We start from the raw sequence: 12,931 nt of genomic DNA on the forward strand, positions 1-12,931 counted from the left end.
TTATAATTTATTTTTAGATTAACTAGCATCTTCGATTTTATCTTCCCACTGTCCTACTACAGAAGTAGCTAAAGCGTTTCCGAGAACATTTGTAGCAGATCGAAACATATCGCAGAAATGATCAATAGGTAAAATCAAGGCAATTCCTTCAATTGGAATGTCAAACATTCCACAAGTAGCTGCTACTACTACTAAACTAGCTCTTGGAACACCTGCAATTCCTTTACTTGTAAGCATTAAAACCAATAACATTGTCAATTGTGTACCAATATCCAAGTCAATTCCATAGGCTTGTGCAATAAAAATACTCGCAAAAGTCATGTACATCATACTTCCGTCTAGGTTAAACGAATACCCCAAAGGCAACATGAATGAAACTATTTTGTCTTTCACACCAAAACGTTCTAATTCTTCAGTTAATTTTGGAAAAACGGCTTCGCTACTTGTTGTACCAAAAGCAACTATTAGCGGACTTGAAATTCTTTTTAATAAAGTTGACATTCTCGATTTTAAAAAGATATAACCCACTAAAATAAGAACTACCCATAATGATGCAATTCCAATTAAAAAAGAACCGAAGTATTTGAAATAAGTAATTGCTAATTCTTGGAAATCACGTACTGCAAATACTCCCGCAATGGCACCAAAAACACCTATTGGAGCGAATTTCATTACATAATTAACCATTTTTAGAACAATATGAGAGGTCTTATCTAAAGCATTTACAACAGGCTTAACAGCATCTCCAATTGCTGCAGCGGCTAAACCAAAAAAGATGGAGAAAATTACAATTTGTAATATTTCGTTAGTAGCCATGGCTTCGAATATACTTTTAGGAACAATATGCTCAATGAAATTTTCAAAAGATAAGGTGGTGGTTTTAGCCGTAACTTCTGAGGCAGTAGTTAAATCAACATTAGAAAGATTTAAACCTACTCCCGGTTGTAAAATATTTACAAAAAACATTCCTAATAATAACGAAATGAATGAAGCGGTAAAAAACCATCCTAAGGCTTTCCCACCAATTCTTCCAACTGCTTTAATATCTCCAAGTTTAGCGATACCAACTACTAAAGTGGTAAAAACCAATGGTGAAATAATCATTTGTACCAATCGGATAAATACGGTAGCTAAAATTTTAATTTTAGAACTAAACAACTGAGCAATCTCAGTAGAAAAATTAGTATGAATAGCTATACCTAAAATAGCGCCAATTATCATTGCTATTAGAATTTGTCCCGTAAGTCCTGATAAAAACGATGGTTTTGTAGTAGTTTCTTTCATTTTTTGTAATTAATAATTTACCAACTGTAAGCGTCAAACTATTTGCGAGAAGAGATTTAAAAATCAAAACCTAACAACTAAAAAATAGAGCGAAAAGCAGAAATAAATTGTTTAGAATATTAATAGATTTTGTTTAATAAATAAAAATCAGCCAAAACAATAGCGGCCATCGCTTCAACAATAGGAACAGCGCGAGGAACGACACAAGGATCGTGACGTCCTTTTCCTGTCATTTCTGTTATATTTCCTTTATTATCCAATGACTCTTGTTTTTGCATAATTGTGGCAACTGGTTTGAACGCTACACGGAAATAAATATCCATTCCGTTGCTAATTCCACCTTGAATTCCGCCAGATAAATTCGTTTTAGTAGTTCCGTCAGCGTGGTATAAATCATTGTGGTCACTGCCTTTCATTTCGGCGCCGCAAAAGCCACTTCCATATTCAAAACCTTTAACGGCATTAATTGATAACATTGCTTTTCCTAACTCAGCATGCAATTTATCAAATACGGGTTCGCCCAATCCAACAGGTACATTTTGAATTACACAAGACACTACTCCACCAACAGTATCGCCTTGTTTACGAATTTCACGAATATAGTCTTCCATTCTAGCTGCAGAACTTTCATCAGGGCAACGAACTGGATTACTTTCTGTTTTTGAAAAGTTTAATTCTTGGTAATTTTTGTCTAAATGAATGTGACCAACAGAAGAAACAAAAGCATTAATTTTAATATTAGGAAGCATTTGCTTCGCAATAGCTCCCGCTACTACTCTACTTGCTGTTTCTCTAGCCGAACTTCTTCCACCACCACGGTAATCTCTAAAACCATATTTTTGGTCATATACATAGTCTGCATGACTCGGTCTATAATTATCTTTGATGTGGGAATAATCATCCGACTTTTGATTGGTATTTGGAATAATAAAACCAATTGGTGTTCCTGTAGTTTTTCCTTCAAAAATACCGGACAAGAATTGTACTTCGTCAGGTTCTTTTCTTTGAGTTACAATAGCCGATTGACCTGGTTTTCTTCTGGACATTTCTAATTGAACGGCTTCTAAATCTAAAGTGATTCCAGGAGGACATCCATCGATGACACCACCTAAAGCTTCACCATGTGATTCTCCAAAAGTAGTAATTCTAAAAAGTGTTCCGTAGCTATTCCCTGCCATTGTAATTAGTTTTAAACAAAAGTACCATTTTAGTTTAAAGATTAAAAATAAAAGGATTAAAGTTTTTGCTGAATAAATGGATTTATTGTGTGATTTTTAGTCTGCTTACATCAAATATAACAACGAAAATTAATACTAAATTTCATTATGGTTCGTTTATTTAGTAACTTAGAAAAAATATAATTACTTATGAAAAAAAATATTGTAACCGCTGTACTACTAATTGGATTAGGATTTACATCGCAAGCTCAAGAAATATCAAAAAATGCAATTGGTTTGCGTTTAGGAGATAACAATGGTTTTGGCGCTGAAATATCATACCAACGTTCGTTGTCTGAAAACAATCGACTGGAAGCTAATTTAGGTTGGAGAGATAATCGTGCTGTAAGCGCATTCAAACTAACAGGAGTCTACCAATGGGTATGGGAAATTGACAATTCTTTCAATTGGTATGCTGGAGCAGGTGCTGGCCTTGGCAGTTGGAATACAACAGAGGATAATGGAAGTTTTGTTTATGTGGCAGGAAATGTAGGAATAGAATACAATATGAAAGAACTACCTCTACTACTTTCGCTAGATTTCAGACCCGAATTTGGTGGGAAAGGTTATTTCCAAAATAATTATGGTTCAGATATCGCGCTTGGAATTCGTTATAAATTCTAAAAAATATAAATGCCGCTTTAAAAAGCGGCATTTACTTATTTATGTAAACTTAGCAATTGCTCTACGATATAAATCTTCGTAAAGTGGAAGAATATTTTTGATGTCAAACTTTTGAGCTGTCGCCAAAGCATTTTTCTTAAACTCGGCTAAAGTTAAATCGTCTTTTAAAATTGTAAGCGCGTTTTTGGCCATAGTATCGACATCTCCAACATCACTTAGAAAACCTGAAAAACCATTCCTATTTACTTCAGGTAATCCTCCAGCATTACTTGAAATAACTGGAACACTACAAGCCATAGCTTCTAATGCAACTAATCCAAAGCTTTCTGTTTTGGATGGTAATAAAAATAAATCTGTTTGGCATAAAATTTTATCAATTTCATTACTATTACCAAAGAAAATTACTTTGTCTAAAATACCTAACTCTTGGCATAGGTATTCAGCTTTTTCTTTTTCTGGTCCATCCCCAACCATCATTAACTTTGCAGGAATTTCTTTTTGAATGGCATAAAATATTTTAATGATATCCGGTATTCGTTTTACCTCCCTAAAATTACTGATATGGGTTATGATTCGCTCATTTTCTTTAGCCATAACAGAGCGTTGACAGGGCATTTTATTTTCTGAATTAACTTTATCTAATTCTATAAAATTGGGTATCACTTCAATATCCTTGGAAATATTAAACAATTGCAAGGTATCATCTTTCAAATTTTGAGATACTGAAGTAACAAAATCAGATTTGTTAATACTGAAAGTTACTGCTGGTTTATAGAAAGGATGGTTACCTACTAAGGTGATGTCTGTTCCGTGCAAAGTGGTGACCATTGGTATATTAATTCCCTCATCTTTCAGCATTTGCTTCGCCATATAACCCGCATAGGCGTGAGGGATAGCATAATGAACGTGCAATAGTTCAATCTTATGTAATTTAACCATATCGACCAACTTACTTGACAAAGCCAATTCATAGGGTTGATAATGGAATAAAGGATATTCTGGAACGTTAACTTCGTGGTAGTGAACATTAGGATTCAAAAGAGCCAATCGTACTGGTTGACTATAAGTAATAAAATGGATTTCATGCCCTCGACGAGCCAATTCAAGACCCAACTCAGTCGCTACAACTCCACTTCCACCAAAGGTGGGATAACATACGATAGCAATTTTCATTTGTATAATTTAAGAATACGAATTTAATGAAATTACAACGGCTTTCCTATTTCATAAAGAAATAATACTAACTTACTTTAATCATTTTTTCTTTCGCTTTTTATTGATCCATTGATTTGCTTTGTAGGTTAGATAGGCTGAACCACTGCCAACAAGCGCACCTGCTAAAACATCAGAGGGATAATGAACTCCTAAATGCATTCTAGAATAACCAATCGCTCCTGCCCATACAAATGATGGGGCTACAACATACCATTTTGGATAGGCTAAGCTCAATGATGTTGCTGTTGCAAAAGCAGTAGAGGTATGTCCCGATGGCATTGAGTAAGAAGCTTCTGAAACTACAGGTTGTATCATTGGATAGGTATCGTAGGGACGATCTGTTTTTATAATCTTTTTTGAAACAACAGTTATAAATGCTGAAGCTAAAAATGTTTCACCTATAAACAAAGCTTTTTGTTTTGCAACTGAATCATTATTAATCATTCCTAATGTATAAATTAGAATTGGAGTAGCTACACTAATAGGTACTGCTGATTGACTAATAGATTTAAATGTACCATCCAAAGATGTATTCCTATTAATGTTTATTTTTTTTAAGACATCTATATCTACATTTTGAGCATTAATGGTACTTACACTAAAAAAGAATATAAAAAACCCAATTACTTTATTCATTGTAATTAATTTAAAATTGATTCGGTAATAATCTTTTGAATATCTTCTCTAATGTGTTCTTTTGACAATGTATTGATCGGATTAGTGGGATAGGTTCTATTCGAAATAAATACATAAATAATTTCAGTTTTTGGATCAGCCCAAGTCATAATTCCTGTAAAACCAGTATGTCCAAAGCTTGACATAGAAACACAACCACAAGTTGGACTATCACCACTTAATTGCGGTTTATCAAATCCTAAACCTCTTCGATTACCATCAGAGCAAAAATAACAGGTGTTGAAATCATCGAAGGTTTTTTCAGAAAAAAACTGTTGATCCCCATAGTTTCCTTTTTGTAAAAACAGTTGCATAATTTTTGCAATGTCCATTGCATTCGAAAACAATCCAGCATGACCAGCAACTCCTCCTTCTAATGCAGCAGCCATATCGTGAACATAACCCTGAACAGTTTGGTGTCTAAAATAGTTGTCAACTTCTGTTGGCGCTATTCGATTCTTATCAATTTTAGTCAACGGATTATACATTGTATTAGTAGCGCCAATAGGTTTAAAAAACTGCTCTGTTGCTAAAACATCTAGCGAAACTCCCATCACCCTTTCCAAATAATTTCCTAGAATAATAAAGGTAAAATCACTGTATTTGTATTCTTTTTTAGGAGACAATTTACTTTCGACAATCATTTTCATAATTGTATCATGATAATCGTTACGAATGAAAAGGCTGTCAGCTACTTTCTTTGAAAATTGAGAATCAGCTAATTTTCTATAATATTTAGATAAAGGCTTATTATTAGAATCTAAAGTGGCTTTATAAAAAGGAATCCATGCCACTAGACCTGCAGAATGTGTTAGCAATTCTTTAAAATGAATATCTTTTTTATCAGAAGCAGCGAAAATGGGTAGCATTTCGGCTAAAGTGGTATTCAAATTAATTTTATTTTGATCATATAACTTCATCACATTGGGCAAAGTCCCAACAATTTTACTCACAGAAGCTACATCAAAAATGGTTTCGTTGGTTACTTTTTCATTCGAATCATAAGTGTAATTTCCAAAGGCCTTTTGATAAATCACTTTCCCTTTTCTAGCCACCAACACTTGAACTCCTGGAGCCATTTTACCTGCAATTGCTTTTTGAGCCAAAACATCAATTTGTTTTAGTTTTTCTGAACTCATTCCGACATTCTCAGGTGCTGTAAAACCTAATCTATTTAATTTCTGTGTGGAAAGTCCATCATTAACTTTAAACGATTCGTTGATAGAAACAGGTAATTTGCCCTTAGACTCAATAGCGCCAAATAATAATTCAGCACTTACCTCTTGAGCAATATCATTGTTTTGATAGGAAACAACAAGTCCTTCTATATCATCGAAATTTGATATTGGCAATAACGAATACGGTTTGGCAAATACATCTAAAATAACCCTATTGTTTTTTGCGATTTCTTGAAGCCAAAGCTTTTCAGTGGTTGTGAAATCGTTATTCTTCCATGGTTTATCTGCTTTATGATAACCAATAATTACAGTAGAATATTCTTTTAACTTTAGGTTAAGGCTATCTAAACTTGTTGCATTAATTTCAGTAACTTCAGTATATTTCTTAAGTGTAGATACAAACTTAGTATTGAAATCATCTCCAAGTTTTACATACGCAATCTTCTGAAGGTTCAAATCCTTTATAGGCAAAAGGTTTTTATCATTTTTCAAAACTGTAATTGCATTTTCATACAATTGGTATTGCAAAGCTTCATTTGCAACAGGATTAATCTCTTGAATTAAATTTTGAACTGCTATAGGTTTGTAGTTATGAAGACCTGCCTTGAACTTGTATTTTAAAATCTTCTTTACAGATTGTTCCAATCGCTCCTCTGAAACAATTTTATCTTCATAAGCTTTCATTATAGTTTCAATACCTAACGGGACATTCTCCGAAAAAAGTAAAATGTCATTTCCAGCAAGAAATGCATCTAAATCAACATCGCCTGGTTTCTTAAATTTACTAACACCTTTCATGTTTAAAGCGTCGGTGAAGATTAAACCGTCGAATTTTAGTTCGTTTTGCAATAAATTGGTGACTACATTATACGAAATGGAAGTGGGATAATTTTGACGGAATTCTAAACTAGGAACATCTAAATGACCTACCATAACTGAAGCTAGACCTTCATCGATAATTTTATTGTACGGATATAGCTCTACTTTATCTAAATGTTCTTTTGAAAAAGACACCGTTGGTAACCCTAAATGAGAATCAATAGAGGTATCTCCATGACCTGGAAAATGTTTCCCTGTTGAAAAAACACCCTGCCTTTGTACTCCACTCATTAAAGCAATTGCCTTCTCGGTTACATTGAATTTATTTTCACCAAAAGATCGGTTGCCAATAATTGGGTTCTTTGGATTCGTATTAATATCTAAAACTGGTGCAAAATTAAAGTGTACTCCCATTCTTCTGCTTTCTTTACCCATTAACTCTCCAACATTCTCAATTAACTTAAGATCCTGTATAGCACCTAATGTCATATTCCACGGATAACGATAAGTCGAATCCAAGCGCATACTCAGTCCCCACTCTGCATCAATTCCAATAAATAATGGAATTTTTGATTTGGATTGATAACGGTTAGTCAAATTCGCTTGACGCAAAGGCCCGCCCTGAAAAAAAATCAGACCACCAATCTTATGGTCTCTAATTAACTTTTCAATGGCGTTTGTATGAAGATTGTCTTTATTAGAATAGGCGGCAACCATGAATAATTGTCCCACTTTTTCTTGTAGCGACATTTGGCTAAAAATACTATCTGCCCAACGATTTTCGGCTTCTGAATCTTTAAAAAAGTTTTTTCTAGCGGATTTGGTTTGAGGAATATAGACTTCTTCAAAATCAGAAATCTCAGGTTTAATTATTACGATTGGGTCAGTTGAAACGAATTTATTCTTAATGGTAACACAATTTGAAACCAAAAACAATAAAACAATACAAAGTGCAACTCTACTAAAGATCGTTTTCATCTATTCAATTTTAGAAGAAACGACTGTGCCAACTATCTACAGCCGGAACTTCCCACGATTCATTAAACTCTTCGATATTGTTAATCAAATTATTAAATACAATGGTATTTTCAGTAACAGCTTTATCTTTTACCATTTTCTTAAAATCAATTAATGGCTTGTGAGCAATATGTTCGCCTAACTTGAAAGTAACGTTCATTTTATCTAAAAGATCCACATTGTATTTAGCCTCTAAACTTTGAATAAACTCGACAGAGGCGTCAATTGAACATCCTGTTGCGTTTTGTACTTCTTGATTAACAGCTAAAATAATAAATCGGTTGTATCGTAACTGATAGGAAGATTCTAAACTTGTTCCATGTGCACTCCAATTTACCAAAAAAGCTTGTAAAGCTGTTTCGATTTCATTCATTTCATCATCAGAGAATTTTCTATTGGATTGATAAATCCAAATTCTAGAATCAGTAGGTAAACTTTCAAACGGAACGTACATCTTTGTTGTTGTATTAATTTATTTAAAAAAAGACTATAAATCTTGAGCATTTGCTATAAGTTCAGCTATATCCAAAACTTTTACTTCACTTTCTTTTTCTTTATTTTTAATCCCGTCCGTCAACATAGTGTTACAAAAAGGACAACCAGCAGCAATAATATCAGGTTGTGTTTCTAAAGCATCTTCGGTTCTCTCGATGTTGATTTCTTTTGAGCCAGGTTCTGCATCCTTAAACATTTGTGCTCCACCCGCTCCACAACATAATCCATTTGCTTTAGAACGCTTCATTTCAACCAATTCTACATCTAATTTTTGAATTAAATCTCGTGGTGCCTCATAAATTTTGTTTGCACGTCCTAAATAACAAGGGTCATGAAAGGTAATTTTCTTTCCTTTATATTGTCCCCCTTCAATAGTTAATCGACCTTCATCTAACAAAGATTTAAGAAATTCCGTATGATGAACCACTTCGTAGTTACCACCTAACTCGGGATATTCATTTTTTAAAGTATTAAAACAATGAGGGCAAGCGGTAACAATTTTTTTTGCTTCATAGGCATTTAGCACCTCGATATTCATCATGGCCTGCATCTGAAATAAAAATTCATTACCTGCTCTTTTAGCAGGATCTCCGGTACAACTTTCTTCTGCGCCTAAAACTGCAAATGATACTTCTGCACGATTTAAAATTCGTACAAATGCTTTTGTAATTTTTTTTGCTCTATCGTCAAAACTTCCTGAACAACCCACCCAAAATAAAACTTCAGGTTGTTTTCCTTGAGCAAGCATTTCAGCCATTGTGGGTACTACTAAATTTTCTGACATAATAATTCTTTATAATTAAGAGATTCTATACTATAGAAATCATTATTTATTCGTTCTTCCAGTTCAATCGATCTTGTTGATTGTATTGCCAAGGTGCACCATTATTCTCAATATTTGACATCATGGCATTTAAAGACATTGGCGCTGCACTTTGTTCCATTACTAAATAGCGTCTCATATCCATTATAATTGATAAAGGACTAATACTTACCGGACATTCCTCCACACAAGCATTACAAGAGGTACATGCCCAAAGTTCTTCTGCTGTTATATAATCATTTAATAATGATTTATTATCAGGAATAAATACACCTTTATTAGCATCTATATTTCTACCCACTTCCTCCAAACGGTCTCGGGTATCCATCATAATTTTTCGAGGAGATAATTTCTTTCCAGTTTGATTGGCTGGACAAGAAGAAGTACAACGACCACATTCAGTACAAGTGTAAGCATTTAGTAATTGTACCCAATTCAAGTCTTGAACATCACTCGCTCCAAATTTAGCTGGAGCTTCATCAGGTTCAGCTGCTGCAGCGAATGGATCAGCATTTGGATCCATCATTAATTTGACCTCTTTTGTAACAGACTCTAAATTATCAAATTGACCATCAGCATTTAAATTGGCAAAGTAAGTATTAGGAAATGCCAACAAAATGTGCAAGTGTTTTGAGTAGTACAAATAATTCATGAAAATTAAAATTCCAATGATGTGCATCCACCAAAATAATTCCGATAAAAGCATGACCAATTCATTAGACATACCATTGAAAATAGGCTCTATAAATTGACTTATAGGAAAAGACCCCGCCTTAATAAAGTGAGAATATCCTCCCGGTACATTTTGCAAGTGTAAATCTGAAGCATTCATTAGTAAAAATAAAGTCATCAAAACAACTTCAAAATACAATATGTAGTTTGCATCTTTTTTAGGAGCTCCATTCAATTCTGGGCTAGTAAAACGCTTCAATTGAATTACATTTCTACGTATCCAAAAAACAGCTACAGCAAACAAAACTAACACTGCTAATATTTCAAAACTAGCTATCAAAACATCATAAATTCCACCCAAGAAGGCAAATATTCTATGTGTTCCAAATAAACCGTCTATGATAATCTCTAATAATTCAATATTGATAATTACAAAACCAACATAAACTATGATATGAAATATTCCAGAAATAGGACGCTTCACCATTTTTGACTGACCTAAAGCAATCATCGCCATATTATTCCATCTAATTTTGGGATTATCAAAACGGTTGACATCTCTACCTAAATTAATATTTCTTATCATTTTTTTGATGTTCAGATAAAAAAATCCGAAACCTAACGACAGAATAACTGCAAATAAAATAGTATCTAAATAATTCATAATTATTATTTTTCTTTGGAAATAGAGTCATTTACTTTACCAACGTATGGCTTATTTTTTTTACCAAAAACAGATACATTAATGTATCGAGTTGGATACAAACGAACGTCTTTTAACAATAATTCCATTTCTTTGGTAGTAGCTTTTAGATTATTATATAAATTATCATCTTTTAGCAATTTTCCTGCAGATCCTTTACCAGAATGTAAATCTGCTAGAATTGCATCCACCTTAGTTAAGGTAGAATTAAAGCGAGTAACGGTTTTACCCAAATCTGCTTTGTTTAACGAATCTGAAATTTTAGTAAAATCAGAAGACACTTTTTTGAAATTAGCAACAACAGTTCTAAGATCAGACTTGTTTTCGTTTAACATGTTAGATGCAGTTGAAGTAGCTGCATTAACTTGTTTCATTGTCTTACTTAACTCTGACAAGGTGATTTTTAATTCTTTTTGAGTGGTTTCGTCCAGCACATTATTTACACCCGATAATAAATGGTCTACTTCTACTATCACCTTCTCGAATTTTTCTTGAAGAGGTACTAGCTTTTCTTGGATTGACGCACTCAAACTCAATTTTACATCTCCAACTAATAGTTGTCCATTCTTAGCTAATGTAGGATTCGTAAAATCAGGTTCAATCAAAATTTGTTTTCCACCAATTAATCCTGGCTCGTATAGAACTGCTTTACTAGTTGCAGAAATTGGGAAGTCAGTAGTAATTTGTAACTCTACTTCTAATTTTCCGTTCTTAGGATTTATCGAGATAGTATTTACTTTTCCAATTGCAAGACCGTTTAAAGTAACTGGAGCTGATTTAGCTAGACCTTCGACATTATCAAAATTGACATAATAAGTTTGATAATTTGAGAAAATAGCTTTCCCTTTCAAGAAACTATATCCCCATATAAATAACAAAATTGAAGCTATAACTAGTACAGCGGCTTTTATTTCTCTTGATATCTTCAAAATATATTTTTAGTTTACAAATTAATATAAAAATAATGACTTAGACTACAATTTTAACGCTTCCTGAAGGCTAATTTTTTGACCATTTTTAAATGGAACAATAAAGGCAGTCGTATATCCTTTTGATTTGGCAGTAGCCAAAAATCGTTTAGCTTCTTGCATGTCAGTAGTTTCGCCATACAAATACACAAATGATTTATTTAATTCATTCATTGAAATGGGCTCTAAACCTTTAAAATTTTTTGATTCTAAAGCTACTTTTTTAGGGCTTGTTCCAATCTGAACTTTATAAATAATACCATTCGATTTATCTTCTTTTTTTAATTCATCTTGTTTGGCTTCTGTTGTTTTTTCAACAGTCGATGGTTTGATTATAGTATCTTTTACCTGCTTCACCACCACTCTTTTTGAAGGTTTCAACTCTTTAATTGGTAGACTTCCATCACCAAAATTTTCATTTCTGTAACTGATTATTGCATTAGCAATGGCATCAGCTAGTTCGTCTTGACCTTCTTCAGAATTTAAAATCTCTCCTTCGACTGGATTGGATATAAAACCCATTTCAACTAATACTCTTGGCATATAAGCTTTGTGCAATACCATAAATCGTTCTTGTTTTACGCCACCTTGACGCAACTTCTTGCCTAACTTCCCAAACTGTTCTTCAATTTTACTGGCAAGATTTATACTATTATCTAAATATTCTTCTTGCATTAATGTAAATCCTAATAGTGATTCAGGAGAATTTGGATCAAACCCATCGTATTTTTGTTTGTAATCCTTTTCTTTGGTGATTACAGAGTTTTCCTTTTTGGCCACCTCTAAATTGGAAGCTAATTTACTCAAACCCATTACGTAAGTTTCTGTTCCGTCTGCGGCGGTATTCTTGTTAGCATTACAATGTATAGAAACAAAAATATCAGACTTGGCTCGATTCGCGATATTGGCACGTTCTATTAAATCGATAAAAACATCGGTCTTACGTGTATAAATTACATCTATTTTTCTTGTTTTTTCTAAAATAGCACCTACTTTAAGCACAACAGCTAAAGCAATGTTTTTTTCAATCCTACCACTATATACAGCTCCATAATCATGTGCTCCGTGTCCCGCATCTAATGTTACAGTAAACTTAGAATTTTGACTGTAAATTAATTGAGTAACTGTCAGAAAAACTAATAAAAATACTGCTTTTACTCTATAACTAAAATTCATAAATATGTATTGTTAATATAAATTAAACCTCAATAGCTATTAAAAATATATTTGACTATTTTTGC

Annotated in this window: 11 protein-coding genes; 1 reads left to right on the forward strand and 10 read right to left on the reverse strand. The window is 33.2% G+C overall.

Annotated features, from left to right (window positions below; all coding sequences use genetic code 11):
• Nucleotides 1–18: 18 nt before the first annotated feature.
• Together LPC23_RS08565 and aroC are read right to left on the reverse strand one after the other, a co-directional pair.
• A complete protein-coding gene (locus LPC23_RS08565; protein ID WP_229329554.1) occupies nucleotides 19–1,284 on the reverse strand; it encodes a dicarboxylate/amino acid:cation symporter in 1,266 nt (421 codons plus the stop codon).
• Nucleotides 1,285–1,403: 119 nt separating this feature from the next.
• Nucleotides 1,404–2,462 (reverse strand): chorismate synthase, encoded by a 1,059-nt coding sequence (gene aroC / locus LPC23_RS08570; protein ID WP_229329556.1) that lies wholly within the window; start codon nucleotides 2,460–2,462, stop codon nucleotides 1,404–1,406.
• Between the two features lie 189 nt (nucleotides 2,463–2,651).
• Here aroC and LPC23_RS08575 point away from each other — a divergent pair, with 189 nt between their 5' ends.
• A complete protein-coding gene (locus tag LPC23_RS08575) occupies nucleotides 2,652–3,125 on the forward strand; it encodes a hypothetical protein (protein ID WP_229329558.1) in 474 nt (157 codons plus the stop codon).
• A gap of 39 nt (nucleotides 3,126–3,164) precedes the next feature.
• Here the strand turns inward: LPC23_RS08575 and bshA are convergent, their stop codons facing one another.
• The 8 genes from bshA to LPC23_RS08615 all read right to left on the reverse strand — a co-directional run bounded on the left by bshA (nucleotide 3,165) and on the right by LPC23_RS08615 (nucleotide 12,866).
• A complete protein-coding gene (gene bshA / locus LPC23_RS08580; protein ID WP_229329560.1) occupies nucleotides 3,165–4,298 on the reverse strand; it encodes an N-acetyl-alpha-D-glucosaminyl L-malate synthase BshA in 1,134 nt (377 codons plus the stop codon).
• A gap of 81 nt (nucleotides 4,299–4,379) precedes the next feature.
• Entirely contained in the window at nucleotides 4,380–4,976 is a 597-nt protein-coding gene (locus tag LPC23_RS08585; RefSeq protein ID WP_229329562.1) for a phosphatase PAP2 family protein, read from the reverse strand.
• A gap of 5 nt (nucleotides 4,977–4,981) precedes the next feature.
• The gene (locus tag LPC23_RS08590; protein ID WP_229329564.1) at nucleotides 4,982–7,990 is read right to left on the reverse strand and encodes a serine hydrolase domain-containing protein; all 3,009 of its coding nucleotides are present in this window, start codon (nucleotides 7,988–7,990) and stop codon (nucleotides 4,982–4,984) included.
• 10 nt (nucleotides 7,991–8,000) lie between these two features.
• The gene (locus tag LPC23_RS08595; RefSeq protein WP_229329566.1) at nucleotides 8,001–8,483 is read right to left on the reverse strand and encodes an ABC transporter ATPase; all 483 of its coding nucleotides are present in this window, start codon (nucleotides 8,481–8,483) and stop codon (nucleotides 8,001–8,003) included.
• Nucleotides 8,484–8,516: 33 nt separating this feature from the next.
• Nucleotides 8,517–9,308: a (Fe-S)-binding protein gene (locus LPC23_RS08600; protein ID WP_229329568.1), complete on the reverse strand. Its 792-nt coding sequence runs from the start codon at nucleotides 9,306–9,308 to the stop codon at nucleotides 8,517–8,519.
• Between the two features lie 46 nt (nucleotides 9,309–9,354).
• Nucleotides 9,355–10,683, reverse strand: coding sequence for a 4Fe-4S dicluster domain-containing protein (locus tag LPC23_RS08605; protein ID WP_229329570.1), 1,329 nt, complete (start codon nucleotides 10,681–10,683; stop codon nucleotides 9,355–9,357).
• A 5-nt stretch (nucleotides 10,684–10,688) separates the two neighbouring features.
• Nucleotides 10,689–11,651 (reverse strand): MlaD family protein, encoded by a 963-nt coding sequence (locus tag LPC23_RS08610; RefSeq protein ID WP_229329572.1) that lies wholly within the window; start codon nucleotides 11,649–11,651, stop codon nucleotides 10,689–10,691.
• 45 nt (nucleotides 11,652–11,696) lie between these two features.
• Nucleotides 11,697–12,866 (reverse strand): N-acetylmuramoyl-L-alanine amidase family protein, encoded by a 1,170-nt coding sequence (locus tag LPC23_RS08615; RefSeq protein ID WP_229329574.1) that lies wholly within the window; start codon nucleotides 12,864–12,866, stop codon nucleotides 11,697–11,699.
• Nucleotides 12,867–12,931 lie beyond the last annotated feature (65 nt).

Source organism: Flavobacterium ammonificans, from assembly GCF_020885975.1.
In the GTDB taxonomy this organism is placed as follows: domain Bacteria; phylum Bacteroidota; class Bacteroidia; order Flavobacteriales; family Flavobacteriaceae; genus Flavobacterium; species Flavobacterium ammonificans.

What these genes read in the sequence shown, in the direction of transcription:
- LPC23_RS08565 (WP_229329554.1), bottom strand. Translation starts at nt 1,284, where the DNA reads ATGAAAGAAACTACTACAAAACCATCGTTTTTATCAGGACTTACGGGA.
- aroC (WP_229329556.1), bottom strand. Translation starts at nt 2,462, where the DNA reads ATGGCAGGGAATAGCTACGGAACACTTTTTAGAATTACTACTTTTGGA.
- LPC23_RS08575 (WP_229329558.1), top strand. Translation starts at nt 2,652, where the DNA reads ATGAAAAAAAATATTGTAACCGCTGTACTACTAATTGGATTAGGATTT.
- bshA (WP_229329560.1), bottom strand. Translation starts at nt 4,298, where the DNA reads ATGAAAATTGCTATCGTATGTTATCCCACCTTTGGTGGAAGTGGAGTT.
- LPC23_RS08585 (WP_229329562.1), bottom strand. Translation starts at nt 4,976, where the DNA reads ATGAATAAAGTAATTGGGTTTTTTATATTCTTTTTTAGTGTAAGTACC.
- LPC23_RS08590 (WP_229329564.1), bottom strand. Translation starts at nt 7,990, where the DNA reads ATGAAAACGATCTTTAGTAGAGTTGCACTTTGTATTGTTTTATTGTTT.
- LPC23_RS08595 (WP_229329566.1), bottom strand. Translation starts at nt 8,483, where the DNA reads ATGTACGTTCCGTTTGAAAGTTTACCTACTGATTCTAGAATTTGGATT.
- LPC23_RS08600 (WP_229329568.1), bottom strand. Translation starts at nt 9,308, where the DNA reads ATGTCAGAAAATTTAGTAGTACCCACAATGGCTGAAATGCTTGCTCAA.
- LPC23_RS08605 (WP_229329570.1), bottom strand. Translation starts at nt 10,683, where the DNA reads ATGAATTATTTAGATACTATTTTATTTGCAGTTATTCTGTCGTTAGGT.
- LPC23_RS08615 (WP_229329574.1), bottom strand. Translation starts at nt 12,866, where the DNA reads ATGAATTTTAGTTATAGAGTAAAAGCAGTATTTTTATTAGTTTTTCTG.